Origin of the sequence: Stakelama portus (assembly GCF_003171655.1) — a bacterium.
In the GTDB taxonomy this organism is placed as follows: Bacteria; Pseudomonadota; Alphaproteobacteria; order Sphingomonadales; family Sphingomonadaceae; genus Sphingomonas; species Sphingomonas portus.
On record NZ_QFZL01000001.1, the window covers coordinates 499997 to 526052 of the forward strand.

Here is a 26056-nt window from a genome sequence, read left to right on the forward strand (position 1 = left end):
TTAAAAGCGCCTAGTGGGCGGGAGCCTCGCTCCGGTCGACGCGCGACGTCATGCCGGTTGCGGCGGCGTCGTCGAGCATCATTTCATCCTCGCGCAGACCCGTGCTCGTGTTGCCGACGGGTGCGGCGGCGGGGGGCGTCGCGCTTGCCGTCGGTTCCGCCACCGGTTCGGCTTCCGGTTCGACGAAATTCGCCATCGGCGTATCATAATTGATCGTTTCGACCACTTCGCCGGTGCTGTTGTCCGGTTCGGTGACATCTTCGGTCTTTACCGAGCACCCGGCGAGCGAAAGCGCCGCGACGAGCGCGAGCGGAGCAGTCCTGAGCATCAGTTTCGTCATCACCCTTCTCCTCAGCGGTCGGCGATCTGTTGGGCCTGGGCGCGGCTTTCGATCTTGTCGGCAAGCTGTGCGTCCCAGCCATAGGGATCGTCGAGAAAATACATCGTCCCGTCAGAGCCGACATAGGACGTCCAGTAAAGCAGAAATACCGAGACCGGAGTCTTCAGCGGCGCGCGCACCGTTTCGCCCGACGCAATGGTCTCGTCGATCTTTGCGACCTGCCAGTCGGGATTGTCGGCAAGCAGCAGCCGCGCCAGCGCCGCCGGTCGCGACAGGCGGACACAGCCATGGCTCGCCAGACGATCGGTCCGGTCGAACGCGGCCTGTGCCGGCGTATCGTGCAGATAGACGGCATAGGGATTGTCGAAATCGAACTTGTAGCGACCAAGCGCGCTTTTCGATCCGGCGCGCTGTTGCAGCCGCGTCTGGCCATTGCCCAGTTCGATCACGCGGAAATCATTGGCCGCGAGATAGCCGGGGCGCGCCCGCTCCTTGGGCCAGAGTTCGTTGGCCGCGATCGAGGAGGGCACATTCCACGGAGGATTGAGCACCACGCTGGTGATCGTCGAAGAAAGCATCGGCGTTTCATGCCCCGGCGATCCGGTGACCACGGTCATCGATCCGACCGGATCGTCGCCCTTGAACAAGGTCAGCACTGCCGCGGCGATGTTCACCTGAATACGGTTCACCGGCAATTCGCGCGGAATCCAGCGCCAGCGCTCCATATTCGCCATGATCTGGCGAATGCGATCGCCCACCGGCACGTTGATCGCGCGCAAGGTGGCAGGCCCGACGACACCGTCGACGGCCAGACCATAGCGGGCCTGGGCACGCTTCACCGCTTCGGCAAGGTCCGCGTCGAACAATTTGGGATCGGCGGGGTCTTCCGCGGTCAGCGTGGCGACGGTGATCACCTGGCTATCCTCGATCGCCAGCCGCTTGCGCAGTGCCTCGACGCGCGGATCGCTGTCGCCCTCGCGCAGCGAAGGGCCGGTCGCCACGGCCTGCCATCCGCCCGCCGCTTCGATCGAGCGATAGCGGGCAAGCCCGTCGCGCAATGCGTCATAGCCGGCATAGGGCGGCGGCAGCGAACGGATCCACTGCGCCAGCCGATCCTCGCGCACTGCCGCGACGAAACCGGGAAGCGGGTCATATTCGGCCGGACGCAGGCCCCAGTCGGATTCGAAATCCTCGGGCGCCAGACGGCCGCTATGCACTGCCTTGGCATAATCGAGCGCGGCGCTGACCAGTGCCGGACCGCCGCTGGGCAGAGGCGGGGGCTCGCTGTAGCGCAGCCCCTGGGTCAGATAGCGTTCGGCCAGCAATCCGGCGAGTTCGGTCTGTTGTCCGGCGGTGAGCGTCGGCAGTGCGACCGGCGCGGAAGCAGCCTGTTGTCCGGGCAGCGGTTGCACGATCGGGCTCGGCGCTGCGGTCGGCACCGGAGAGGGGGCAGGCGATGGCGTGCCCGATACCTGCGCGGCGGCAGGTACGGCGCCAAGTGCGAGTGCAGCCGTGGCCGCGATCCAGCGAATGCGCACGGATCGGGTCATTCCAGTCTCCAATTCACTACTCCCTCGATCGGCCGTCGTGGCGGCTGCCCGGCCGTGCCCTGTCGAACCTATGCAATATCCAGCCTGAACACGCCAGCGAAGGCGCGCTTTTTCCTTTTCGGCCGATGGCGGTGTTCAATCCCGGTCTATCGCAAAAACAGATTGTTTTTAACACGATAGGCGGGCGTTCGGTTCCCGGATCGCGTGCCGGGCCCGGATCGGGACATGAAAAAAGGGCCGGGGTTTCCCCCGACCCTTCGTTCGTTGCTTTCAGTTCCTCCCCGAAAGCTCGTTTCAGGCAGCGCCGACTTCCGCGACGTCCACCTTCACGCCCGGGCCCATCGAAGACGACAGAGCGACCTTGCGCAGATACTTGCCCTTGGCCCCCGAGGGCTTGGCCTTGACCACGGCATCGACCAGCGCATCGAAATTCTTGCGCAGATCGTCGTTCGAGAAGCTGGCCTTGCCAATTCCCGAATGGATGATGCCGGCCTTTTCGACGCGATATTCGACCTGACCGCCCTTGGCGGCCTTCACCGCTTCGCCGACGTTCATGGTCACCGTGCCCAGCTTCGGGTTCGGCATCAGGCCCTTGGGGCCCAGAACCTTACCCAGACGGCCGACGACACCCATCATGTCGGGGGTCGCGATGCAGCGATCGAAATCGATGGTGCCGCCCTGAATGGTTTCCATCAGGTCTTCGGCGCCGACGATGTCCGCACCGGCTTCCTTGGCTTCATCGGCCTTGGCGCCCTTGGCGAACACGGCGACGCGAACGGTCTTGCCGGTGCCGGCGGGCAGCGTGACGACGCCACGGACCATCTGGTCGGCGTGACGCGGATCGACGCCCAGGTTCAGCGCGATTTCGATCGTTTCGTCGAACTTGGCGGTGGCGTTGTCCTTGACCAGCTTGATGGCTTCATCGACGCCGTGCAGCTTGTCGCTGTCGATCGTCCAGGCCTTCTGCTTCTTGCTTACCTTAGCCATGGGATCAGCCCTCCACCACTTCGAGGCCCATTGCGCGGGCGCTGCCTTCGATGATGCGGGTCGCCGCTTCGATATCGTTGGCGTTCAGATCCTTCATCTTCAGCTCGGCGATTTCGCTGAGCTTCGATCGGGCGATCTTTCCGGCGGAAACCTTGCCCGGCTCCTTCGAACCCGACTTGAGGTTCGCGGCCTTCTTGATGAGGAAGGTTGCCGGCGGCGTCTTCGTGACGAACGAGAACGAACGGTCGGCATAGACGGTGATGATCGTGGGGATCGGCATCGCCTTTTCCATGTCGCCGGTGGCGGCATTGAAAGCCTTGCAGAATTCCATGATGTTCACGCCGCGCTGACCCAAAGCGGGGCCGATCGGCGGCGAGGGGTTTGCGGCGCCCGCGGGCACCTGCAGCTTGATATAGCCGGTAATTTTCTTGGCCATCTCTACTCACTCTGTTGCTGGTGTTGGCGTCGCGGAAATCCGCGCCGCAGCACCGGTTCAAGTTTAGCGGTCCGTGCGGCCGTCCCGTCGGGGCGACCTCCCGCAAATTCCATTGCGCCGCAAATTCCTTTGCAATGCCATGGAAGCGCGCGCCTGTAGCGTAAGCCGTTGCCAAGTGCAACTGCGCGTCGATACTTGCGATTGCGCGGATCGCGGACTAAACGCAAGGCGTCATCTGGGGAGTAGCCAGTCGTCCGCAAGGACGGGCTCCGTCGTCAACATACTCGGTCGAGAGGCCGTGGCGCGGAGAGGGCGGCATTGTCCGTTCAGGCGAGACCAAATGGCATTGCACCTTCGCCCCGGCCGGGCGGAAGGCGCGATGCCGTTTGTTCGCCTGTCGCCCGGCCCGGAGATTTTTTGCATGGAAGCCTTTCTTACATCGACGGCGGTCGTCGCGCTTGCCGAGATCGGTGACAAGACGCAGCTGCTCGCGATTCTGCTCGCGACGCGGTTTCGCAAGCCGGTGCCGATCATCCTCGGCATTCTTTTCGCGACACTCGCCAACCATTTCCTCGCCGCGCTGGTGGGGCACAGCGTCGCGTCGATCCTGCAGGGCGACTGGTTTCGCTATCTGATCGCGGCGTCGTTCATCGCCATGGGGCTGTGGACGCTGATCCCGGACAAGATGGACGAGGATGACGCGCCGAAGGCATCGCGTTTCGGTGCCTTCGCGACAACGCTGGTCGCGTTCTTCCTCGTCGAAATGGGCGACAAGACCCAGGTTGCGACGGTGGCGCTCGGCGCGCAGTTCGACAATCTGTTCTTCGTCACTGCGGGCACGACATTGGGAATGATGATCGCCAATGTGCCGGCGGTGTTCCTGGGCGAAGCGTTGCTGAAGCGCGTGCCGATGCGCACGGTCCATCTGGCCGCCGCGGGATTGTTCATCGTCATCGGCCTTTGGGTGGTCGCCGAAACGGCGGGGCTGATCTAACGCACCAGCCGGTGCAGCGCGCCTTCTTCCAACAGTCGTTCGACGCAATCGACGAGTTCGGTCGTGTCGAACGGCTTGGTCAGATAGGCGTTGGCACCGGCCTCTATCGCCGAATCGATGTCGCGTTCGCGGCGATGCCCGGTCAGCATCAGGATCGGCATCAGATAGGTCGCGCTGCTTCGCCGCAAGCGGCGCAATATTTCGATTCCCGGCATGCCCGGAAGCGCGCAGTCGAGAATCACGAGATCGGGCGGTTTGAACGCGATCGTCTGCAACGCCAGCGCGCCGTTCGGGATTACGCCGACCAGATGGCCCGCTCGCGTCAGTGCTGCGCTGAGCGGCACCGAAATAAGCTCATCGTCCTCGACGGAAATAATACGCGCCATGAAATCCGGATCTCGTGTCGCCGCGCAAGAGGTGCGCCGCTCCCTCTATAATAGAAGGAACGAAGGCACCCCGTGCGTGCCTGTAACGGGAGTTGCCGCATGGCCCGGATCATTATGGCCGAAGACGACGAACTGGTTTCCGGCGTGCTGCAGGTCAAGTTGATGGCGGCGGGACACGCAGTCGGCGTGGTCGACAACGGCACCGACGCGCTGGCGGTGATCAGTGCGAAGCTGCCCGATCTGGTAATCCTCGACTGCAATATGCCCGGCATGCCCGGGGTCGAACTGGTCCGCGAAATGCGCCGGTCCGACCATATGTGGAACATCCCGGTGATGATGCTGACGGGGCGACGCAGCCGGGCCGACATGACCGCCGCGATGTATGCCGGGGCGGACGAATACGCCACCAAGCCGTTCGATCCCGACGACATGGTCTTCCGCGTCGAGCAATTGCTCGAAAGCTTCCGGAGCGGCGGTCCCGAACGACGCGCGTGACGATGGCCACGACATTCCAGCGGCCCGCCGAAGCGCGTGCATTTTCGCTCGCGCGGCTGGCGGTGCCCTTCGCGATCGCGATCGTTTACGCAACGATTGCCTGGGTCATGACGCTATTGTCGGGCCGTACCGAGCGCGTGGATGTCGTGTGGCTTCCCAATGCGATGCTGCTAGGCATCATGTTCTGGCGTCGGCTGGAGGGCATGTACTCCATCGCGATCCTGTGCCTGATCGCCAAAACGACCAAGAACCTGCTGATCGGCGACGATTTCCTGACGGCGGCAGGATACAGCACCGCCAGCATCGCCGAGGTTCTGATCGCGGCGCGTCTGGCCTGTATCCTGTGTGCGGGGGCGCCGCGATGGAATGATCTCACCCAGCTGTTTCGCTTCGGGATCGCAGCCGGGGTGGTGGCACCGGCGATTTCCGCCACCGTTGCCGCACTGGCGCTGGCGCAACCTCTCGGAAGTTTTGACTCGCATGTCTGGCTGGACTGGTTCACCACCGCTGGTCTTGGACTGGCGATGGGAACCCCGATCTTTGCCATCCTGATCGAATCGGCGCGCGGGCTCCACCGCGTCCCAGGGGTGACACTGGAACGATGGCTGCTGATCCTGGGTGGCGTGATTGTCGGCACGCTGGTGATTTTCACACAGACGCAATTCCCGTTGCTGTTCCTCGCCGGACCGCTGGCGCTGGTCGCGGCGTTTCAGCTGGGCGCGGCCGGGGCGGCATCGGCAACGCTGGTCATTGCTCTGATCGCCGCACTGGCGACGTCGCACGGCTATGGACCTATCCAGCTGGTCCACGGCACGCTGCATGACCGGGTGCTGGTGCTTCAAAGCTTTCTGCTGACGATATTCCTGTCGGCACTGCCGGTGACGGCGGCGCTATCGGCCCGTGCGCGTCTTGCCCGGGAGTTCGCCGAGAGCCGGGATTTCGCGCAATCGACGCTCGATGAGATCCGCGACATCATTTTCCGTACCGATGCCAAAGGACGTTGGACTTTCCTAAATCCGGCCTGGGAGCGGATCACCGGCGCTCCGGTCGATCAATCGCTCGGTCGCCCGATCCGCGAATGGATGCCCGAGGATACCGAACTCGACCGCACTTTCGTCGAACAGGTGATTCAGGGAGAACAGATCGAGGCGCGATTCGACCAGAGTTTCCGCTATGCCGATGGCAGCACGCGTCAGGGCGAAGTGCATGTCCGCGCATTGCATGATGCCGATGGCGCGCTGATCGGCACGATCGGCAATATCCGCGACGTTACAGAAGAGCGTATGGCCGCGCAGGCGATTGCCGAGGGGCGAAGACGTCTGCAGACGCTGGCCGATGTTTCACCGGCGGGCATCCTGCGAACCGATCCCGAAGGCGGGCTGACCTTTGCCAATCCTGCATGGGAACACGTGAGCGGTCTGCGCTTCGTTGAGGCGCAAGGCGTTGGCTGGGCCCGGGCATTGCATCCGGACGACGCAGGGCGCGTGCAGCAGGAATGGGGCGAAGCCGTGCAGGCGGGGCGGAACTACACCGGCGAATTCCGCTTCGTCTGGCGCGACGGAACGGTGCGCTGGGTTGCCGCATCGGCAGCGCCCGAAGTCGATGAGCAAGGCAATCTTGCCGGATTCGTTGCCATCACGCTCGACATCACCGATCGCAAGGCAATGGAGCGCGATATCGAGGCTGCGCGGGCGCAGGCCGAGGAAGCGGCGCGGGCCAAGTCACGCTTTCTGGCGAATATGAGCCACGAGATCCGCACGCCGATGAACGGCGTGATCGGTTTCACCGATATGCTGCTTGCCGGCGAACTGAGCGACGAGCAACGCACCCGCGCCGAGGCGGTGGCCGGTTCCGGCAAGGCGATGATGCGGTTGCTAAACGATATCCTCGACCTGTCGAAGATCGAGGCGGGGCAAATGACGATCACGCCTGAGCCCTATGAGATCGCGCGCGTCCTTAATCACACCGCAGCGCTGTTCGAACCGGTAGCCAGGACCAAGGGGTTGGCGCTCCGGACGGAGCTTTCCGCCGATCTGCCGCCGTTCGTCCGTGGCGACAGCCTGCGTGTGCGCCAGATCGTGGCGAACCTGATCGGCAATGCTGTAAAGTTCACCGAGCGCGGCGGTGTGACGCTGAGCGCAGAAGTCGAAACTGGGCGAGGGGAGGCGTTGCTTGCCATATCCGTGAAGGACAGCGGGATCGGCGTGCCCCCTGAGCGGCAGGCAGCGGTTTTCGGGGAATTCACGCAGGCCGACGACGGCACCGCGCGCGTTTATGGCGGGACCGGCCTGGGCCTGTCGATCAGCCGCAGACTCGCCGAATTGATGGGCGGGACGCTTACACTGGAAAGCATCGTCGGGCTCGGTTCGGTCTTTTGTTTGCGCCTTCCGCTGGAAATTGCGGAGGGAGAGGCCGGGGCAGCGCCACATCCGCTCCATGCGGCCCCCGAAATACCCGAAGCTATCCCGGCGCGCGTGCTGGTGGCCGAGGATCACGATATCAATCAGCAGCTCGTGACAGCGATGCTCGAACGGCTGGGGGCAACGGTGACGCTGGTGAAGGACGGCGGCGAGGCAGTCGCTGCGGTTGTGCAGGCGCACGCCGAGGGTGCGCTTCCCGATCTGATGCTGATGGACATGCAGATGCCGGTACTCGACGGGCTGGAAGCGGCGCGGCGTATTCGGGCGTCAGGGATCGACAGCGAAATGCTGCCGATCGTGGCGGTCACTGCCAATGCCTATGGCGAGGATGTCCGTGCCTGTATCAATGCCGGGATGCAGGCACATGTCGCCAAGCCGTTGCGGCTCGACGCGCTGGCGTCGGCATTGCGTCGCTGGGCGAAGGCCCCCGGTGCCACGCCGATACATGCGGATGTGGCGTCACCTGCAGGGCAACGCGAAATCGATCCGGCGCTGGCACCCATGTGGCCGAAATTCGAAGCTTTATGCGAACGTTGCGCTCAGGCCGCGAACCGGGTGGCAGAGGCGCTGCCCGATGCCTCTCAAGAAATTCGCGAGGAACTGTATCAGGCGATGCACAAGCTGGCCGGATCGGCGGCGCTTTTCGGTGAAACCGAGCTGGGAGATGCAGCGCGTGCCGTGGAGGACGGGGTGCGGGGAGAGACCGAAAACGGCGATGCCGGCCTCCCGCTGGAGACCGGCATAGCGCATTTCATGGCCGCGCTCGTTCGGATGCGCGGCAATTTAGACCCGGACGACGGACGCGGGCGGCCCATCGGCTGAGCAGGTTACTTGCTGAGTTCGACCTGTTCGAAATCGAGTTCGACCGGCGTCGCGCGGCCGAAGATCGAAACCGACACCTTGACCTTGGCCTTGTCGAAATCGAGTTCCTCGACAATGCCGTTGAAGCTGGCGAAGGGGCCGTCGAGCACCTTGACGCTGTCGCCGATCTCGTAATCGACATTGATCTGCTGCTTGGGCGCGGCCGCGGCTTCGTCACGGGTGTTGAGCATCCGCGCGGCTTCCGAATCGGGAATCGGCTGCGGCTTGCCCGAAGAGCCCAGGAAGCCCGTCACCTTCGGCGTGTTCTTTACCAGGTGATAGATGTCGTCGTTCATCGACAGCTTGGCGAGGACATAGCCGGGCATGTGCTTGCGCTCGGACTGAACCTTCTTGCCGCGACGCACCTCGGTCACGGTTTCGGTCGGGACTTCGATATCCTCGACGAGCTGTTCGAGGCCCATACGCGACGCTTCCGACATGATCGCGTCGCGAACCTTGTTCTCGAATCCCGAATAGGCTTGGATGATGTACCAGCGGGCCATGATATTACTCCGCGAGGCTCAAAAGGCCGCGCACGATGACATCGAAAATCGTATCGACGCCGAAAAAGAAAATCGCGAGCAGCGACGTCATGATCATTACCATCACCGCAGTCATGATCGTTTCGCGCCGCGTCGGCCATACGACCTTCGCCGTTTCGGCGCGTACCTGACGCATGAATTCGACGGGAGAGGTTTTCGCCACTGTGTCACTCGCTCGTTAGTTTCTCCGGCGCGGGACACAGGGCCGCTGCCCGTCCCTTCGATCAAGGGAACCGGTGCGGCCCATCCACGCTGTCGGATTGGGACCGGTATCTAGCGAGTTGCAGTGCCGCCTGCAAGCGGGGATGGGGTTTCGTTCCGCAGCAGCCGATCCTGTGCCGGGCGCGCGGGGTGATCGCCATCCGGAATCGCGGATATCCGACAACGAAAAAGCGCGCCGACAGGGCCGACGCGCTCTTTGGTTCTGTCAGGATCGGCTGAAACCCCTAGGGGCTTTCGGGTTCGTCATCACCGAAGATGTTGATCGCGCCGGTGACTTCGAGAATCCCCACCACCACGACAACGGCACCGAGGGCGTATAACGGCGAAAACCCGGCGATCTGCTTGTTCGATTTTTCTGCGGTCGTCGATGCCCGTGACAGCGACAGGTTGCTGGCGTTGACCGCCTGCGCAACCGGTGCCGCCGCGATCATTGAAGTTGCAGCGGCCAACGCTGCGATTTTTCCAAGTTTCATGGCCACGTCCTTCCCTTTAAAATGGTGGATTGGTCGAAACGATTCAAACGTTACAGCAATATCCGGCCATCTCAAGCAATGTTGTTGCGGCGCGGTATAGAAATACTGTCAGCAGAGCGCTGCCTGCGACGGGCCGAGCGATATGGGTTTGACCCAGTCAATCGAGCTGGTCTTCGACGCGTTGCTATAGTGGACTGCCGATTCGTTTGCGCAATATAGCGACTGGAAGTACGCTGAATCGGCTGGCAACTATCGCCGGAAGCACGAACAGCGGGAAATTGAACGCGCAGGCCCGTTCGCGCATCTGGGATATGCTGACCGGCAGGGGTCCGTCATGCTTACCGGGCGGCGCGACCCGCACGAATCGCGAACCCGGATCTCCCGAAGGACCTGACACAAAAAGAAAGCGCGCCGGAATGACCGGCGCGCTTTCCGAAACCTGAATTCACGAAATACTAGGGGCTGACAGGCTCCGGCGCAAGATCCGTTTCGTTGTCATCGGTCGTTACCTGATAGATGGTGTAGCCGACGACAATGCCGCCAACGATGATCGGAATGATGACCGACCCCGCAAAATCATTCTTCTTGCTCTTGGCGCTGGTCGAAGCACGCGACAGGCTGAGCGAGCCCGCGTCGACGGCCTGAGCGACCGGAGCCGCAACCACCATTGCCGCAGCCGCTGCAAGCGCCAGTTTCTTTCCAAATGTCATAACCGCGATCTCCCTTTTTCGTCGCAGAATCAAGCCGCAGACAAACTGTTTCGTCTTTCGTTAATCGAAGCGTGTGCCGTAATCAACCCGCTTGTTGCAATGCGAAATTAAAATAATGTAACCAGTGCGAAACCAGCGACGAGCAGTGCCAGAAAGCCCCATGCGAACAAATCGAGACGCTTCTCGATGAACGCCTGAACCGGCTCGCCATAGCGTTTCAGCAACGCCGCTATCAGAAAGAAACGCGCGGCGCGGGTAACGGTTGCAGTCAAAATGAACAAAGGGAAGCTGAAGCCGGCGATGCCGCTTGCGATCGTCACGATCTTGAACGGAATCGGAGTCAGCCCCTTCAGCAGGATCACCGCCGCGCCATATTCCTGATACCAGTGGCGAAAGCTCTCGATCTTGTCGGTCATGCCGTACACGCCGATCAGCCACTGGCCGACGCTGTCATACAGCGCATATCCGATGAAATAGCCCAGAATGCCGCCCAGAATCGATGCGATCGTACATATGGTGGCGATGAAATAGGCCTTGTCGCGCCGGGCGAGGATCATCGGCACCAGCATCACGTCCGGCGGGATCGGAAAGAATGAGCTTTCGGCGAAGGAAACCGCCGCCATCGATGCCGTCGCGTGCCGATGATGCGCGAGACGCAGCACCCAATTGTACATTCCCCGGAACATGAACTTCCCTTTTGCGGTCGCGCCTTCATCCCATACAGGACGCGTGGCGCGGTTCAATCTCGGAAACGGCGATGCGGAAGATGGCAGGGGCGCTCGGATTCGAACCGAGGGCCTTCGGTTTTGGAGACCGACGCTCTAACCAGCTGAGCTACGCCCCTGTGCGGAGCGCGCATGTAGCGTCCCGCCCCGCGCTCGGCAAGCGTACATGCGCATCGATGGGCCGCAACGGCGATAATCGCTTGCCCGGCCATGGCGGCCTGCCTAATCCCCGGACGTCGGGCGAGGGCGTATATTGTGCCGTTCCGCGCCATGACCTGTTGCGTTTCGTCGCCGAATCAGCCGATTTCGGTCAATCGACAGGGTGTCGCTGATGTCCCCGAAGTCCATGCGAATGACGCGGATGCCGATGACGTGGATACCAATGCGCGGGCCGCGCCGAAGGAGCCCATCGTGACCAAGGCAGTGATATTGGCGGGCGGCCTGGGCAGCCGAATCGGAGAGGAAACCTCGATTCGACCCAAGCCGATGGTGGAAATCGGCGGGATGCCGATCATCTGGCACATCATGAAGATATATTCGACGCACGGCATCCGCGATTTCGTCGTCTGCCTTGGGTATAAAGGCTATATCCTCAAGGAATATTTCGCGAATTACTTCCTGCACACCGCCGATGTCACGATCGACCTGGAGAAGAACTCCATGGAGGTGCATCGTAACTGGAACGAAGGCTGGCGGATCACGCTGGTCGAAACCGGTGCCGACACGATGACCGGCGGCCGGCTCAAGGCGGTGCGCAACTATCTCGATCCCGACGCGCCGTTCTGCCTGACCTATGGCGACGGCGTTGCGGCGATCGACATCGCCGCGCTGATCGCATTCCACAAATCGCATGACGGGATGGCGACGGTTACTGCAGTGGCGCCGCCCGGACGGTTCGGTTCGCTCGAGACCGAAGGCGACCGGGTGACGAGCTGTCGCGAAAAGCCGCCGGGCGACGGCGGGCTGATCAATGGCGGCTTCTTCGTGCTCGATCCCGGCGTGATCGATTATATCGACGGACCGGATACGATCTGGGAGCGCGGCCCGATGGAGCGGCTCGCCGCCGACGGGCAACTCTATCGCTATCGCCACGATGGGTTCTGGCAGCCGATGGATACGCTGCGCGACAAGCTGTATCTTGAGGAACTCTGGAAGACGGAAGCGCCGTGGAAATCCTGGTAGACAGCGAATTCTGGCGTGGCCGCCGGGTGTTCCTGACCGGCCATACGGGGTTCAAGGGCAGCTGGCTGGCGCTGTGGCTGGCGCGGATGGGCGCGCGGGTAACCGGGTTCGCGCTTCCGGCCGAAGACCCCAGCCTGTTCGATCAGGCGCAGGTCGGCGAGCTGATGACGCATGTCGAAGGGGATATTCGCGACCTGGCGGTGCTGGAAGCCGCGATGCGGGCGAGCGAACCGCAAACGGTGTTTCACCTTGCCGCGCAGCCGCTGGTCCGCAAATCCTATGAGGATCCGGTCGGCACCTATGCCGTCAATGTTCAGGGCACGGTGCATGTGCTCGATGTCTGTCGGCGGTTGCGCGGGCTTGAATCGGTGGTCTGCGTCACCAGCGACAAATGCTATGAAAATCGCGAATGGGTATGGCCCTATCGCGAGAACGACCCGATGGGCGGGCACGATCCCTATAGTTCCAGCAAGGGTGCGGCCGAACTGGTGATCGCGGCCTATCGCCGTTCCTATTTTCAGGCTGCCGACAGCGCGGGAATCGCTTCGGTTCGCGCGGGCAATGTGATCGGCGGCGGGGATTGGGCGCAGGACCGGCTGGTGCCGGACATCATCCGCGCGCTGATCGCAGGCACCCCGGTACATATCCGATCGCCCCAGGCCGTGCGCCCGTGGCAGCATGTGCTGGAGGCGCTGGGCGGCTATCTGGCGATCGCGCAGCGGCTGGCACAGGGCGAACGGCAATTTGCCGATGCATGGAATTTCGGCCCCTCGGACAAGGATGTCCGCACTGTCGGCTGGATGGTCGAACGGCTGGTGCGCAGCTGGGGCAAGGGAAGTTTCCTGCTCGACGAAGGGCCGCAGCCGCACGAGGCCGAGCTGTTGCGCCTCGACAGTTCGAAAATCCGCGCCGCGCTCGACTGGCGCCCGGCGATGAACGTCAAAACCGCGCTCGATTGGGTGGTGCGGTGGCACCAGTCGGTACGCGACGGCGCCCGCCCGCGCGAAATCTGCCACGAACAGATCGACGAATATCGCGCGCTGATCGCGCCGAACGAGAAAGAGCCCGTCCGATGACCGATCTCGCTGCGCTTCGCGATGCCGCGAACGGCCTGTCCGAAGCCGAATTGCGCAAGCTGATCGTCGATCTGACCGGGCAATATGCGCGCGATTTTCACGGGGCGAAGGACTTCGTGCCCGGCGAAAGCCCGGTGCCGGTTGCGGGCAAGGTCTATGGCGACACCGACATGCAGCTGCTGGTCGAAAGCGCGCTCGATTTCTGGCTGACGACGGGCCGGTTCAACGCCGAGTTCGAAGCGAAGCTGGCGGAGCGCATCGGCGTACGCCATGCGATCACCGTCAATTCGGGCAGTTCGGCCAATCTGGTCGCGTTCAACACACTGACCTCGCATTATCTGCGCGCCGATGCGATCAGGCCGGGCGACGAAGTCATCACCGTCGCCACCGGATTTCCGACGACGGTGAACCCGGTGCTGCAATATGGCGCGGTGCCGGTGTTCGTCGATGTCGATATCCCGACCTACAACATCCAGCCGGAGATGATCGAAGCGGCGGTGACCGACCGGACGCGCGCGATCATGATCGCGCACACGCTCGGCAATCCCTTCGACCTGGCCGAAGTGATGCGCGTTGCCGAAAAGCACAATCTGTTCGTGGTCGAGGATTGCTGCGACGCGCTCGGTTCCACTTATGACGGGCGGCATGTCGGCACCTTCGGGCATTTGGGTACGCTCAGCTTCTATCCCGCGCATCACATCACGATGGGTGAGGGCGGGGCGGTGTTCACCGACAAGCCGCGTCTCAAGCGCGTGATGGAATCGATGCGTGACTGGGGCCGCGATTGCTGGTGCGCGCCGGGGCAGGACAATACCTGCGGCAAGCGGTTCGCGCGGCGGCTAGGCGATCTGCCGTACGGATATGACCATAAATATACCTACAGCCATTGCGGCTATAATCTGAAGATCACCGACATGCAGGCGGCGGTCGGCGTGGCGCAGCTCGACCGGGCCGACGGCTTCATCGACGCGCGGCGGCGCAATTTCGCGCTGCTGACGCAGATGCTGAGCGATCTCGAAGACGTGATGATCCTGCCAAAGGCTACGCCGGGCAGCGATCCGAGCTGGTTCGGCTATCCGATCACGCTGCGCGAGGGGCTTTCGTTCACGCGCGACGAACTGGTCCAGTATCTCAATGCGAAGAATATCGGCACGCGGTTGTTGTTCGGCGGCAATCTGACGCGCCAGCCCTATATGAAGGATCGCAACTGGCACGTGGTCGGCGATCTGGCCAACGCCGATATCATCACCGAACGCTGCTTCTGGATCGGCCTCTATCCGGGGCTGACCCCGTCACATCTCGAATATGCCGCCGGCGCGATCCGCGATTTCATTGCGGGGAAGCGCGGCTGAGTTCTGGAAGTGCCTTACGTGTGTGCCGCCGGTCGGTGAGGGCAGGTTCCATAGTTGTTTGAACGGCAGCTAACCCCTCCCGTATGAAAGCTTGCCGTTCCGGATGCGAAACAATTGCAGACGCACTATGAATCGGTTCTATTTGTCCGACGGACCGTTTACATTAAAGTGAGATTATGGCCGCGCTCAAAAACCGGCTCAAGGCAGCTGCATTGGGCTTTGGCATTACGGTTGCGCCGTTGGCCATTGTCGCAATAGCGCAGTTCATTTTCATGCCACAGATTGTCGCGGCTGGGGAAGGTCTGGACAGTAACGATAAGGCTCTGGCGCTTTCGTATCAGCAAATGTTGTGGTTTACCGCGCATACTATTGTAGCGATACTATTCGCGATTTACTGGTTTCTGGTGGCTTTACTCGGGAAAGGGCAAATCCTGAGATGCAGGGCAGCTAATAGAATTCTGAATTTTTGCGTCGTCGCGTATCTGACGATAACTCTATACTCGATTTTGCTCTGGACCGACGGCGAAGGGGCCGTATGCTCTTTTCTAGGTATTTCTGACACGGACGCACTCCCCTATGTCCTCGACGCCATGTCATCATGCGATAGTTTCTTTTTCGATATCACCCAATTTTTAGGGTTCGGCCTGTTGGGATTGATCGTGCCCTTCATCATAAGCCTGATTGTCCGGATAGTTTCATCTCGTCGCGTATATAAGCTACAGAATGACGCGCCTCTTTCGTCGGCCGGTCCCGCCGCCTGAAATTTCGACGCGGCTTAACCCACCCTCGACGCAATCCCACGAGAACCCGGAGCCGCCGGTTAATTTTGCGTTTACCAATGGCCTTTACCGATGCTGGTGGCGGGTTTGGCACAAGGGCAAGCCGTCGCCGAAAAGCGAGGTGCCAGCGCGATGGACGTAAAGTTTATCCTCGATTTCGACGGGGTTCTCTTCAACAGCGCCTTTGAGGCGTACAGCGTTTGCGAATATGCCACCAAGGGGCAGTCGGGCTTTCGACAGGATGTCGATTTCGATGCCTTCATGGCGTTTCGCCCGGCGGTAACTGACGCCTGGCAATATCATCGCCTGTACAGCGACAGCAGCGCCGTGGCGCCCGATGCGCTTGCATCGATCGAACCGGACGAGGCTGACCGGGCGTTCGCGACGCGCTTTTTCGCTGCGCGTGCCGAGATGATGGCGGATGCCGAATGGGCCAAGGTGATGCCGCCCTATCCCTTTTTCGCGAAGCTGAAGCCGGTGATACTGGCGCATCCGGACCGGTTCGCGATCCTTTCGACGCGCAATGTCGAATCGATCCGTCGCACGCTGGCGTGGCATGGCATCGATGGAATCGCGATATTCGGACAGGAACATGTCCGCGAACAGGGCGGCAAGCTGGGCGTCGCAAAGGCGCAGGGCTGGTGCGACCGCGAACGCCATATGGCGATCTATATCGACGATATGACCGGCCATCTCGCGCCGTTCGAGGGGCAGGTGCTGCTGCCGCTACACGCCGACTGGGGCTATGACGCTGCCACGCCGACCAGCATTTCGCAAGGGCAGGCGATGCGCATCATCACGTCGCTGCTGGTGCTGGCGCAGCAGGTGCCCGAAGCGCGATGGCAGGGCATTGCCGCGTGAAATATGCCGATCAGATCGGCGCCTGGCTTCGGGCCGCCGGTTACACCCATTATTTCTATGTGGGTGGGGGCAATATCATGCACCTCACCGAAAGCCTCGACCGCTATCTGACCGGGGTGCCGGTGGTGCATGAAGTCGCTGCCGGGATCGGCGCGGAATATTTCAACGAAATCGCCGATGGCGCGAAAGCGCTGGCGCTGGTCACTGCCGGGCCGGGGCTGACCAATATCGTCACTGCGATCAGCGGCGCGTGGCTGGAAAGCCGCGAATTGCTGGTGATTGGCGGGCAGGTGAAGACCAGCGATCTGGCGCGCGGGCAAGTGCGTTCGCGCGGGATTCAGGAAATTGACGGCGTTGCGCTGGTGCAATCGACGACCAAGGTCTCGCATCGCCTGGAAGCGCCGGTTTCGGGCGGGGAATTCCTGTCGCTGATCGCGCAGAGCTGGACGCCGCGCAAGGGGCCGGTGTTCGTGGAAATACCGCTCGACGTGCAGGCGGCGAGCGTTGCGGAAACGCCGCTGCCGGCAATCGAAGCGCCGGTGCTGCCGGTTGCGACCGACGACGAAATCGCGCGGATCGCCAATCTATATGCGCAGGCCGAGCGCCCGGTGCTGCTGATCGGCGGCGGTGTCGATCGCCAGACTGCGGATGCGGTGCGTGACGGGCTGGAAGCGCTCGGCGTGCCGGTGATGACCACCTATAACGGCGCCGATCGTATCGATGGCGATGCCGCCAATTATCTTGGCCGTCCCAACACCTGGGGCCAGCGCAGTTCGAACATCGCGATCCAGCAAAGCGACCTGATCATCGCGGTCGGCACCCGGCTGGGGCTGCAACAGACCGGGTTCAACTGGCAGGAATTTGGTCGCGACGCCGCGATCGTGCAGGTCGAGATTGATCCGGGCGAACTCGCCAAGGGCCATCCGCGCGTCGATCACCCGATCCGCGCCGACGCCAATGACTTTCTCACGCGGCTGCTTGCGCATGATCTTCCGCGCAAGGACGCATGGCTGGCGCAGGCGCAGGAAATCCGCGCCGCGGTGCCGCGCGTCGAGGAGGTCAACAACACGGGGCCGGGCTATCTCTCGCCCTATGATTTCATCGTCGCACTCGAAAGCCTGACGACGCCCGACGACCTGATCATCCCCTGTTCGAGCGGCAGCGCCTTCACTTTGTCGATGCAGCTCTACAAGCAGAAGCTGGGGCAGCGGATGCTGACCAACAAATCGCTCGCATCGATGGGCTATGGCCTGTCGGGGGCTATCGGCGCGGCGCTTGCGGGGCAGGGGCGGCGGACGATCCTGATCGAAGGCGATGGCGGCTTTGCGCAGAATATGCAGGAGGTCGGCACCGCCGCGATCAACGGGCTCAACCTAAAGATCTTCATTTTCGACGATCAGGGCCATGCCTCGATCCGCATGACCCAGCAGAATTATTTCGACGGCAAATATCTCGGCTGCGACCGCAAATCGGGGCTTGGCCTGCCGCGTTGGGAAAAATTGTTCGCCGCCTGGGACGTGCCCGTCGTTCGCCTGCCGCTCGATTTTACCGAAGACGCCGAAATCCGCCGCCGTATGGCCGAACCGGGGTTGCAGGCGTTCATCGTGCCGGTCGATCCCGCGCAAACCTATTTCCCCAAGATCAGCAGCCGGATCACCGCCAGCGGATCGATGGAATCGAACCCGATCGACCGGATGACTCCCGAAATCGATTATCTGGCCAAAGCGGGGATCGGGGTCTGATGGGTCAGTTCGCTCCCTTGCCGCCGCTTGCCGAAACGCTGCGTTTCGATCCTGCGGCGCGTGAAGCGATTGCCGCCGATACGCGCCGCATCATCGTCGTCGGAGCGGGCGGCTGGATCGGTCGCATGGCGCTGGCCGGGCTGCACGATGCGCTCGGCGAAGCGGCGATGCACCGCCGCGTCGTCGCGTTCGGTTCTGCAACGCGCGGCATCGATATCGGCCTGGGGCGGTGCGTTACCCAGCATCCGCTCCACCGGCTCGGCGATCTTCCCGAAGCGCCGACGATGTTGTTGCATCTGGCGTTCCTGACCAAGGACAAGGCCGCGGGCATGGCGCCCGACGCCTATTGCGTCGCCAATCGCGCGCTGTCGAAAACCGTGCTCGGCGCGCTCGACCGGATCGGTGTCGACCGGCTGTTTCTCGCCTCGTCGGGCGCCGCTGCCCATGCCGCCGACGTTCAGGCCGATGCGGCGCTGCGCCTCTATGGCGCGCTCAAGGCAGAGGATGAGGCGCGGTTCGGCGACTGGGCGCGGGCGGGCGAGGATCGACGCGCGGTGATCGCCCGCATCTTCAATCTCTCCGGCCCGTTCATCAACAAGCATCAGACCTATGCGCTGGCTAGCTTCATTCGCGATGCGCTGGCGCACCGCCCGATCGAAGTGCGCGCGCCGGTGCGCGTCGTGCGCAGCTATGTCGCGCTGCGTGAATTGCTGTCGCTGGTGCTGGTCAAGCTGATGGCGGAACAATGCGCAGCCGTAACCCGGTTCGACAGCGGCGGCACGCCGGTCGAACTGGGCGAAGTGGCAGTGGAAGTCGCCAGCCGGTTCGGCACCCGCGTCGCGCGCCAGCCGCTCGGCGACGGTCAGGCGAATATCTATGCCGGCGATGGCGATGGCTATGCCCGGCTGCTCGAACGGTACGGCATCACGCCGGTCCCATTTCCCGACCAGATTGCAGAGACGGCGAGCTTCCTCGCCGCATATGCGGAGTAGCCGATATGGCTGAACTATCCCCGATCGATACCCGCCGCATGCTCGAACTGGTCGAGGCGCAACGCGCCGACGGCCTGATCCGCAATCCGGAAGTCACTGTCTGCGTCGCCTGCCGCAACGAAGCGGCGAATGCGCAGGCGATCGCCGCAGCGATCATCGAGAATATGGAGAGCGTCGATGCGGATTTCGACATCATCTTCATCGACAATGAATCGACCGATGAAACGGTCGAGATCGTCAAGGGCATGTGTGCGCGCGACCCGCGGATCAAGCTGATCGTCAACACACGCAATTTCGGCCAGATGCGCTCACCGACGCACGCGATATACGAAGCGGGCGGCCGCGCGATCATTTCGATGTGCGCCGATTTTCAGGATTCACCCGCATTGCTCCCCGAATTCGTCCGTCGCTGGCGCGCGGGGGTGCCCATCGTGCTGGGGGTCCGCGAAAGCGAGAAGAGCGGCATGGCGCTCACGGCCGTCCGGTCGATGTCGTACAAGCTTCAGGAAACCTTCGGCGATTACAAGATCATCCCCAATGCCACCGGCTTCGGCATTTACGATGCTGCGGTGGTCAATGCGATCAAACAGCTGAACGAGCCGGACCCGTTTTTTCGCGGGCTGCTGGTCGAAACCGGCTATCGGATCGAGACGATCCCGTTCAAACGCCCGCCGCGCGCGGGCGGCAAATCGAACAACAACTTCTTCACCTTGCTCGATTTCGCACTCAACGGCCTGGCCGGATCGTCGGCGGGCCTGCTGCGCGCGCCGCTCTATGTCGCCTTTGCCTTTGCGGTGCTGACGGTGATCTGCCTCGGCGGATCGGTGTTCGCTGCCTTTACCGGCCGGTCGGTCCAGCTCTGGCTGTTCGCGGCGATGCTCGAAGGGCAGTTCACGATGCTGTTCCTGTTCCTGGGACTGCTCGGCGTGCAGGTACGGCTGATCGCCGACCGGACGCGCAACCAGCCGCTGGTGCTCGAGCGCGAGCGCATCAATTTCCCCGACGATTACCGGCAGAAATAATGGCAGCCTGGCGCTCGCTCGCCGAATGGCAACGGATCTTCCGCTATTATCAGGCGGGTCTGGTCAACACCGTTTTCGGCTTTGGCCTTTATGCGCTGCTTGTCTGGGCGGGGCTCAACCTGTTCGTCGCGCAGATCCTGGCGCATATCGCCGGAGTGGCGTTCAACTATGTCACCTATAGCCGCTATGCCTTTGCCGGGCATCGCGCGAGCAAGCGCAATTTCGTTGCGTCCTATGCGTTCAATTATCTGCTCAATCTGGGCATTCTGTGGGCGCTGCACCGCGTGATCGCGTCGCCTTATCTGGCCGGCTTCGTCACTATCGTGATCGTTTCGGCGCTCAATTATCTGGTGCTGCGCCGCTTCGTGTTTCTGCGCGGCGAAGCGGCCTGACCGTTCAGGCGGCGACCGAACTGCCGGTCGCGCGGGTCGCCAGCGCGCGGGCTTCCTCGACGGGCAGGGGGCGTCCGAAATAATAGCCCTGGACCTTCGAACATCCCAGCGCCTGCACCAGATGATGTTCTTCTTCGGTTTCGACGCCTTCGGCCGTCGTCGCCATGCCCAGGCTCTGTGCCAGCGCGACGACGGCGCGGATGATCGCGATCGCCTCACGCTCGCCCTTTGACGCGCCCTGCACGAAGCTGCGGTCGATCTTGATCGAGGAAAAACGCGTGCGGCTGAGATAGCCGAGCGAGGAATAGCCGGTGCCGAAATCGTCGAGGCTCAGGCGCACGCCCAGATCGAGGATCTTTTCGAGCACCTGCACCGCCATCGTGCCTTCGTGCATGAAGACGCTTTCGGTGACTTCCAGCTCCAGCCGCTCGGGCGGCAGGCCTGATTGGACGAGCGCCTGTGCCACGAATTTCGCGAAGGCCGGATTGTGAAGCTGTTCGGCGCTGACGTTGACGGCGACGCGGATATTGCTGTTCCAGCGCGCGGCTTCGTGGCACGCAGCGCGCAGCACCCATTCGCCGATCGGCGCGATCAGTCGCGCTTCCTCGGCCAGCGGCACGAATTTGGCGGGGGAGACATTGCCGAATTCGGGATGCGTCCAGCGCAGCAGCGCCTCGAACCCGGTCAACTGGCCGGTTTCGGCGTTCACCACCGGCTGATAATTGAGGTGCATCTCGTTATTCTCGACCGCGCTGCGCAGCGCGATTTCGAGTACGCGGCGTTCCTCGGCGGCGACATGCAGCTTGGGCTCATAGGCGTGGAACACGCCGCCGCCCGCATCCTTTGAGCGATAGAGCGCCAGATCCGCCGAGCGGATGAGCATTTCCGCAGTGCGCCCATCGCGCGGGCCGATCGCGACCCCGACGCTGGCGCCGATATAGAGCGTGTTCTGATCGACTTCATAGGGGCGCGAGATATATTCGATGATCTTGTGCGCCAGCCGTTCGACCGCCGCCGAATCGCTCGCATCCTTGACCACCACGGCAAATTCGTCGCCGCCCAGCCGGCCCACGACTTCATTGGGCGTGCGCAATTGCTCGATCCGTTCGGCAACCCGCCCCAGCAGCCGGTCTCCGACCGGGTGGCCCAGCGTATCGTTGACTGCCTTGAAGCGATCGAGATCGATCATCATGAAGGCGCAGCGCGTACCCCATCTGTCCGCTTCCGCCATCGCGCTGGTCAGCGTTTCCTGAATCATCAGGCGGTTGGGCAGGCCGGTCAGCGCGTCGTACCGCGCCATGCGGTTGATCTGATCGGCGGAGCGGCGCGCTTCGGTAACGTCGGAGCCGACGCCGCGAAAGCCGCGAAAAACGCCGCGATCGTCGAAGCGCGGCGTGGCCGACATTTCCCACCAGCGCACTTCCTGGCCGACATAGACCGGCAGCAGCAATCCGTGAAACGCTTCGCGCCCCTTCAACCGTTCGGCCAGTTCGCGCAGGCCCGCCGCGAAATTCCCCGCTTCCCAGGTGGGGCCGGCCAGCAGCTGAAGGAACGGCATGCCGTTGATCGCCTTGGGATCGACGCCCAGCGACACGGCAAAACGCGGATTGGCGCGGACAACGCGGCGCTGTGCATCGATTTCCCACAGCCAGTCGCCGCTGTCGTCCTCGCATTCGCGCAGCAACAGGCTGACCGTCTCGTCGCGCTCCATCAGGCCGATTTCGCCCGCGCGAATGACCACCAGCGCCTTGCCGCCGCGAAACGTCGCCAGGACCAGCAGCACGGTGAAAAGCGCGGCGGCGGCAACCAGCATCGGCGAGGCGGCAAGCGCCAGCATCGTCATGATCGCGCCGCCGACGATCGTAATGAACACGATCGTTGCGAGCGGCAGCGCCGCCATGGCGACTGCCGACGCCGTCATCAGAAGCGACAGGACGATCCAGAGGCCCAGCGCGATTTCACTGGTCGCGGCGTGCCCGAATGCGAGCGGCGGCACCGACCATATGGCGCCCAGCGCAATGCCGTCGAGCACGGTATCGCGGACATGGCCCAGCGTGGCGGTAACCGCAGTGCGATGGCGCACGTGCAGCCTGCGAAACGCCACTGCCGATGCAACTGCGGCGACCAACGCGCCCCAGCTGGCGAGCTGCCATTGCGGAATCGCGTTGGCGAGCAGCAGCGCGACCATCGCCGCGCCGATCACATTGGCGCCGAGCATGAACAGCGCGAGCTGGCTGCCCGCCTGCATCTGCGCAGCACGAATCGGCCCCCAGTCGGTGGTATCCGCCGGGTCGTACAAGCCAAGCAGGGCGCGCGCATCGATGCGCGGCCGTGCGAATTGGGAAGTGGTCTGACTCGTCACCGCCCCGGCATAGCGCAGCGCAGGTTAGCGAGAGGTTAGGCGCAGCGGCGAAAGCGGTATTTTTCGTCCCGTGTTCGCCCTATCGCGACGGCCATGTCCATCGCGGGCTCTCGCCGCCGGTCGCCAGCGTCTCGCCCAGCCGCTTTTCAAGCTGAATTTCGATCGTCTGTCGATCGCCATGCAGCGATTCGCGCAGCGCGACGCTGTGCGTCACCACGATGATCTGGCTGTGGCGCGATGCCGTGAGCAACAATCGCGCGAGCGGCGGGATCAATGCCGGATGCAGGCTCGATTCAGGCTCGTTGAGCACGATCAGTTCCGAGGGGCGCGGTGACAGCAAGGCAGCGCACAACAACAGATATCGCAACGTGCCGTCGGACAGTTCGGCGGTGCTCAGCGGTCGCAGCAGCCCCGGTTGCCGCATCTCCAGCGCGGCCAGATCCTCTCCGGATATCCGCACCCTCGATCCGGGGAAGGCGTCATCGACGGCCGCACCGAAAGCCGACGCGTCGCCGATCGCCTGAATCGTCAGGATCGCTGCGGCCAGATCGGCGCCATCGGCGGCAAGTTGCGGGGTGAAGGTCGGGACTTGCGGGCGGCGCGCCGGGGCATCGCGATCGGCGCGCAGATTGTCATAGAAGCGCCAGCCGCGCATTCGTTCGCGCAGCATCAGCAATTCGATGCCGTCGCGCGGATCGGCGGCCTGAGTCATCATGCTGTCGAAACTGGCAATATCCTGGTGCACGACGCGCCATTCGCCGCTTTCTTCGCTACGCAGCCGGACCATCGGCCCGCGCCGTTCGGCGATCGCGCCCGAACGCGACAATTCCGGCCCCATCCACAGCGCCTCGGCCTTGATTTCCGGGTCGTGCGCAAACACTGCCGGCGGCACCGGCAACCCCAGATCGACCGCATAGCCATAGTCCGACGTGGAGAAACCCAGGCGCAGGTGAACCGGCGCGGTGCGGACCAGGCCTTGCACCGGGGCTTCGCCCGACAGCATGTCGCGTGAGAATTTCTCGGGCCCGGCCCATAAGGTCGAGGAGAGGCCGCCCTCGCGCGCGATCGATCCGATCAACTGGCCCTGCGCGACTTCGGCGAGCAGCCGCAGCGCCCGATAGAGGCTCGATTTCCCGCTGCCATTGGCACCGGTGATCAGCGTCAGCGGGGCAGGGGCGATCACCAGATCGCGCAACGAGCGATAGCCGGATACGGCAAGGCGCTCGATCACCGGATCGAGCGCCCCGAATTTGCGTCATGCCGCCGCAGCATGATCAGGCTGCGATGCTGTAGGGCTTGATCTCGCCGTTGAGATAGAGGTTGCGCGCCTTGGCCCGGCTGAGCTTGCCTGAACTGGTGCGCGGCAGCGTGCGCGGCGGGACCAGTTCGATGACGCAGTTCATGCCGGTCACTGACCGCACGCGCTCGCGAATTTCGTCGCGCAGGCGGATGCGTTCGCCTTCGTCCGACGTGCGGCACTGGACCAGTACCGCCGGCGTTTCCTCGCCACCCGGAGTGGTGATCGCGAAAGCGGCGATATCGCCTTGTTTGAAGCCGGGAAGCTGTTCCACGGCCCATTCGATATCCTGCGGCCAATGGTTGCGACCATTGACGATGATCATGTCCTTGGCGCGGCCGACGATATAGATATAGCCTTCGGAAATATAACCCATATCTCCGGTGTCGAGCCACCCGTCCTTCATACAGGCGGCGGTCGCTTCCTCGTCGCGGAAATAGCCGACCATGACGCTGAGGCCCTTGCACCACACCTTGCCGATCGCCTTTTCCGGAAGCGGGGTGCCGTCTTCCTCGCGGATTTCGACGATCATGTCCTTGACCGGCTTGCCGCAGTTGACGATCGCGCGGAAGCGCTGCGGACGACCTGCGCCGTGCGACCCGCCGGAAAGCTGCGTTTCCTCGACCAGTTCCACCTGAATGCCTTCGCCCGGCGGCATGATCGACACCGCCAGCGTCGCTTCGGCCAGGCCATAGCTGGGCAGGAACGCCGATGCCTGGAAACCCGCATCGGCAAATGCGTCGACGAACGACTGCATCACGTCCGGGCGAATCATGTCGGCGCCATTGCCCGCCACGCGCCAGCGGCTGAGGTCGAAACGATCGCTCGCCTTGGTCTGGCTCGACATGCGGCGCGCGCAGATATCGTAGCCGAAGGTCGGCGAATAGGAGAGGGTGTTGTCCGGGTTGCGGCTGATCATGTCGAGCCATGCCAGCGGACGCCGGGCGAAATCCTCGGTCTTGAGGTAATCGGTCGAAACCTGATTCGCGACCGGCGACAGGAAACAGCCGACCAGACCCATATCGTGATACCAGGGCAGCCAGCTGACGCAGCGGTCGCCGTCGGTCACGTGCATCCCGTGGCTGTGCGCCGACAGATTGTTGAGCAGCGCCTCATGCGTGATCGCCACACCATGCGGGAAGCGCGTCGAGCCGCTCGAATATTGCAGATAGGCAATATCGTCCTTGGTCGGGCTGGGAAGCTCTGCCGCCGGTGCATCGCGACTGCCAAACTCTTCCCAGTCGATACCCTCGACACCCAGCAGACGGGCGGCTTCGCCGGCCATCGCCGCCAGTTCGGCGGGATAGATCAGCATCTTCGGATCGCAGCTTTCCAGCTGGACGCGAAGCTGATCGATATAGGATTGCGCCCCGCCGAAGCTGGTCGGCAGCGGCAGCGGTACCGGCCATGCACCGGCATAGACCACGCCGAAGAACAGGCTGGCGAATTCCGGGCCGGTTTCGGCGATCAGCGCGATCCGATCCTCGGGTTTCACACCCGCCGCGATCAGGCGATTCGCCTGGGCCAGCGCATCCTCGCGCAGGCGCGCGAAGCTGTACGGCAATTTCAGATTGCCGCGCGCATCGTGAAAATTGAGTCCGCGTACACCGCGCGCCGCATAATCGAGCGCTTCACCGAGCGTGTCGAAATCAGCCAGACGGCGCGGCAAGCTGGCGTCGTCGGTCGGCGTCGGTGCAATCGATGTTGCCGAACTGGCTTCAGGCGATCCCGTAACGTGCAATTCCATCCTAATCCCGTGCCCCTACCGTGGCAGGCCGATTTTCCCCCACGCAGCAAACTACGCTCGGCTCTGCAACGCACTGTCGTTCAAAATCGGATGTCAGTGTGGCACAATCAT

At 62.8% G+C, this 26056-nt stretch carries 25 protein-coding genes, 1 tRNA gene and 1 riboswitch; of the genes, 12 read left to right on the plus strand and 14 right to left on the minus strand.

The features are described from left to right. Positions 1–10 precede the first annotated feature (10 nt). From DKB74_RS02230 to rplK, 4 genes are all read right to left on the minus strand, one after another. On the minus strand, positions 11–340 hold the full coding sequence (locus DKB74_RS02230; protein WP_109806465.1) for a hypothetical protein: 330 nt from the start codon (positions 338–340) through the stop codon (positions 11–13). An 11-nt stretch (positions 341–351) separates the two neighbouring features. Further along, a complete protein-coding gene (locus DKB74_RS02235; protein ID WP_109806466.1) occupies positions 352–1890 on the minus strand; it encodes a L,D-transpeptidase family protein in 1539 nt (512 codons plus the stop codon). A gap of 294 nt (positions 1891–2184) precedes the next feature. Next, the gene (gene rplA, locus DKB74_RS02240; RefSeq protein ID WP_109806467.1) at positions 2185–2877 is read right to left on the minus strand and encodes a 50S ribosomal protein L1; all 693 of its coding nucleotides are present in this window, start codon (positions 2875–2877) and stop codon (positions 2185–2187) included. Positions 2878–2881: 4 nt separating this feature from the next. Beyond that, positions 2882–3313 carry a 50S ribosomal protein L11 gene (rplK, locus tag DKB74_RS02245; RefSeq protein ID WP_109806468.1) on the minus strand — a complete coding sequence of 144 codons (432 nt, stop codon included), beginning with the start codon at positions 3311–3313 and terminating at the stop codon, positions 2882–2884. Between the two features lie 224 nt (positions 3314–3537). Continuing rightward, positions 3538–3716, plus strand: a riboswitch (yybP-ykoY riboswitch). An 18-nt stretch (positions 3717–3734) separates the two neighbouring features. Here rplK and DKB74_RS02250 point away from each other — a divergent pair. Next, positions 3735–4307, plus strand: a complete 573-nt coding sequence (locus DKB74_RS02250) for a TMEM165/GDT1 family protein (RefSeq protein ID WP_109807068.1) — start codon at positions 3735–3737, stop codon at positions 4305–4307. Here DKB74_RS02250 and DKB74_RS02255 read toward each other — a convergent pair. After that, positions 4304–4693, minus strand: coding sequence for a response regulator transcription factor (locus tag DKB74_RS02255; RefSeq protein ID WP_109806469.1), 390 nt, complete (start codon positions 4691–4693; stop codon positions 4304–4306). The genes DKB74_RS02250 and DKB74_RS02255 overlap by 4 nt on opposite strands. A gap of 99 nt (positions 4694–4792) precedes the next feature. Here DKB74_RS02255 and DKB74_RS02260 point away from each other — a divergent pair, with 99 nt between their 5' ends. After that, entirely contained in the window at positions 4793–5188 is a 396-nt protein-coding gene (locus DKB74_RS02260; RefSeq protein WP_109806470.1) for a response regulator transcription factor, read from the plus strand. A 2-nt stretch (positions 5189–5190) separates the two neighbouring features. After that, positions 5191–8430, plus strand: a complete 3240-nt coding sequence (locus DKB74_RS02265) for a PAS domain S-box protein (protein WP_145960880.1) — start codon at positions 5191–5193, stop codon at positions 8428–8430. Between the two features lie 5 nt (positions 8431–8435). On the opposite strand, the gene nusG is transcribed toward DKB74_RS02265, so the two are convergent. The 6 genes from nusG to DKB74_RS02295 form a co-directional block, all read right to left on the minus strand. Then, positions 8436–8972, minus strand: coding sequence for a transcription termination/antitermination protein NusG (gene nusG / locus DKB74_RS02270; protein WP_109806472.1), 537 nt, complete (start codon positions 8970–8972; stop codon positions 8436–8438). 4 nt (positions 8973–8976) lie between these two features. Next, a complete protein-coding gene (gene secE, locus DKB74_RS02275; protein WP_109806473.1) occupies positions 8977–9174 on the minus strand; it encodes a preprotein translocase subunit SecE in 198 nt (65 codons plus the stop codon). 283 nt (positions 9175–9457) lie between these two features. Then, positions 9458–9712 carry a hypothetical protein gene (locus DKB74_RS02280; RefSeq protein ID WP_145960881.1) on the minus strand — a complete coding sequence of 85 codons (255 nt, stop codon included), beginning with the start codon at positions 9710–9712 and terminating at the stop codon, positions 9458–9460. 449 nt (positions 9713–10161) lie between these two features. Continuing rightward, entirely contained in the window at positions 10162–10416 is a 255-nt protein-coding gene (locus tag DKB74_RS02285; RefSeq protein WP_109806475.1) for a hypothetical protein, read from the minus strand. Positions 10417–10523: 107 nt separating this feature from the next. Beyond that, a complete protein-coding gene (locus DKB74_RS02290; RefSeq protein WP_109807069.1) occupies positions 10524–11102 on the minus strand; it encodes a YqaA family protein in 579 nt (192 codons plus the stop codon). Between the two features lie 81 nt (positions 11103–11183). Continuing rightward, positions 11184–11260: transfer RNA gene (locus tag DKB74_RS02295), tRNA-Trp, on the minus strand. 292 nt (positions 11261–11552) lie between these two features. Here DKB74_RS02295 and rfbF point away from each other — a divergent pair. The 9 genes from rfbF (at position 11553) to DKB74_RS02340 (ending at position 20539) form a co-directional block, all read left to right on the plus strand. Continuing rightward, on the plus strand, positions 11553–12323 hold the full coding sequence (rfbF, locus tag DKB74_RS02300; RefSeq protein ID WP_239987340.1) for a glucose-1-phosphate cytidylyltransferase: 771 nt from the start codon (positions 11553–11555) through the stop codon (positions 12321–12323). After that, complete coding sequence (gene rfbG / locus DKB74_RS02305) at positions 12308–13399, plus strand: CDP-glucose 4,6-dehydratase (RefSeq protein WP_193504339.1); 1092 nt, start codon at positions 12308–12310, stop codon at positions 13397–13399. The genes rfbF and rfbG overlap by 16 nt, the downstream gene beginning before the upstream one ends. Next, positions 13396–14751: a lipopolysaccharide biosynthesis protein RfbH gene (gene rfbH / locus DKB74_RS02310; protein WP_109806477.1), complete on the plus strand. Its 1356-nt coding sequence runs from the start codon at positions 13396–13398 to the stop codon at positions 14749–14751. Before rfbG ends, rfbH begins: the two co-directional genes overlap by 4 nt. Before the next feature lie 176 nt (positions 14752–14927). Next, entirely contained in the window at positions 14928–15512 is a 585-nt protein-coding gene (locus tag DKB74_RS02315) for a hypothetical protein (RefSeq protein ID WP_109806478.1), read from the plus strand. A gap of 150 nt (positions 15513–15662) precedes the next feature. Continuing rightward, complete coding sequence (locus tag DKB74_RS02320) at positions 15663–16391, plus strand: HAD family hydrolase (protein ID WP_145960882.1); 729 nt, start codon at positions 15663–15665, stop codon at positions 16389–16391. Further along, on the plus strand, positions 16388–18133 hold the full coding sequence (locus DKB74_RS02325; RefSeq protein ID WP_109806480.1) for a thiamine pyrophosphate-binding protein: 1746 nt from the start codon (positions 16388–16390) through the stop codon (positions 18131–18133). Before DKB74_RS02320 ends, DKB74_RS02325 begins: the two co-directional genes overlap by 4 nt. Next, on the plus strand, positions 18133–19125 hold the full coding sequence (locus tag DKB74_RS02330; protein ID WP_109806481.1) for an NAD-dependent epimerase/dehydratase family protein: 993 nt from the start codon (positions 18133–18135) through the stop codon (positions 19123–19125). Before DKB74_RS02325 ends, DKB74_RS02330 begins: the two co-directional genes overlap by 1 nt. 5 nt (positions 19126–19130) lie before the next feature. Continuing rightward, positions 19131–20147 carry a glycosyltransferase family 2 protein gene (locus DKB74_RS02335; protein ID WP_161956775.1) on the plus strand — a complete coding sequence of 339 codons (1017 nt, stop codon included), beginning with the start codon at positions 19131–19133 and terminating at the stop codon, positions 20145–20147. Next, entirely contained in the window at positions 20147–20539 is a 393-nt protein-coding gene (locus tag DKB74_RS02340; protein ID WP_109806483.1) for a GtrA family protein, read from the plus strand. Before DKB74_RS02335 ends, DKB74_RS02340 begins: the two co-directional genes overlap by 1 nt. 4 nt (positions 20540–20543) lie before the next feature. Here the strand turns inward: DKB74_RS02340 and DKB74_RS02345 are convergent, their stop codons facing one another. The 3 genes from DKB74_RS02345 to DKB74_RS02355 form a co-directional block, all read right to left on the minus strand. Further along, positions 20544–22901 (minus strand): putative bifunctional diguanylate cyclase/phosphodiesterase, encoded by a 2358-nt coding sequence (locus DKB74_RS02345; protein WP_109806484.1) that lies wholly within the window; start codon positions 22899–22901, stop codon positions 20544–20546. Between the two features lie 79 nt (positions 22902–22980). Further along, positions 22981–24132, minus strand: coding sequence for an AAA family ATPase (locus tag DKB74_RS02350; protein WP_109806485.1), 1152 nt, complete (start codon positions 24130–24132; stop codon positions 22981–22983). A gap of 43 nt (positions 24133–24175) precedes the next feature. Next, positions 24176–25945 carry a fatty acyl-AMP ligase gene (locus tag DKB74_RS02355; protein WP_109806486.1) on the minus strand — a complete coding sequence of 590 codons (1770 nt, stop codon included), beginning with the start codon at positions 25943–25945 and terminating at the stop codon, positions 24176–24178. Positions 25946–26056 lie beyond the last annotated feature (111 nt).

Coding starts and splice junctions, on each gene's coding strand:
- DKB74_RS02335 (WP_161956775.1), top strand. CDS start 19,131: ATGGCTGAACTATCCCCGATCGATACCCGCCGCATGCTCGAACTGGTC.
- DKB74_RS02250 (WP_109807068.1), top strand. CDS start 3,735: ATGGAAGCCTTTCTTACATCGACGGCGGTCGTCGCGCTTGCCGAGATC.
- DKB74_RS02340 (WP_109806483.1), top strand. CDS start 20,147: ATGGCAGCCTGGCGCTCGCTCGCCGAATGGCAACGGATCTTCCGCTAT.
- rplK (WP_109806468.1), bottom strand. CDS start 3,313: ATGGCCAAGAAAATTACCGGCTATATCAAGCTGCAGGTGCCCGCGGGC.
- DKB74_RS02230 (WP_109806465.1), bottom strand. CDS start 340: ATGACGAAACTGATGCTCAGGACTGCTCCGCTCGCGCTCGTCGCGGCG.
- DKB74_RS02265 (WP_145960880.1), top strand. CDS start 5,191: ATGGCCACGACATTCCAGCGGCCCGCCGAAGCGCGTGCATTTTCGCTC.
- DKB74_RS02320 (WP_145960882.1), top strand. CDS start 15,663: ATGGACGTAAAGTTTATCCTCGATTTCGACGGGGTTCTCTTCAACAGC.
- DKB74_RS02285 (WP_109806475.1), bottom strand. CDS start 10,416: ATGACATTTGGAAAGAAACTGGCGCTTGCAGCGGCTGCGGCAATGGTG.
- DKB74_RS02235 (WP_109806466.1), bottom strand. CDS start 1,890: ATGACCCGATCCGTGCGCATTCGCTGGATCGCGGCCACGGCTGCACTC.
- nusG (WP_109806472.1), bottom strand. CDS start 8,972: ATGGCCCGCTGGTACATCATCCAAGCCTATTCGGGATTCGAGAACAAG.
- DKB74_RS02255 (WP_109806469.1), bottom strand. CDS start 4,693: ATGGCGCGTATTATTTCCGTCGAGGACGATGAGCTTATTTCGGTGCCG.
- DKB74_RS02330 (WP_109806481.1), top strand. CDS start 18,133: ATGGGTCAGTTCGCTCCCTTGCCGCCGCTTGCCGAAACGCTGCGTTTC.
- rplA (WP_109806467.1), bottom strand. CDS start 2,877: ATGGCTAAGGTAAGCAAGAAGCAGAAGGCCTGGACGATCGACAGCGAC.
- rfbH (WP_109806477.1), top strand. CDS start 13,396: ATGACCGATCTCGCTGCGCTTCGCGATGCCGCGAACGGCCTGTCCGAA.
- DKB74_RS02315 (WP_109806478.1), top strand. CDS start 14,928: ATGGCCGCGCTCAAAAACCGGCTCAAGGCAGCTGCATTGGGCTTTGGC.
- DKB74_RS02355 (WP_109806486.1), bottom strand. CDS start 25,945: ATGGAATTGCACGTTACGGGATCGCCTGAAGCCAGTTCGGCAACATCG.
- DKB74_RS02260 (WP_109806470.1), top strand. CDS start 4,793: ATGGCCCGGATCATTATGGCCGAAGACGACGAACTGGTTTCCGGCGTG.
- DKB74_RS02290 (WP_109807069.1), bottom strand. CDS start 11,102: ATGTTCCGGGGAATGTACAATTGGGTGCTGCGTCTCGCGCATCATCGG.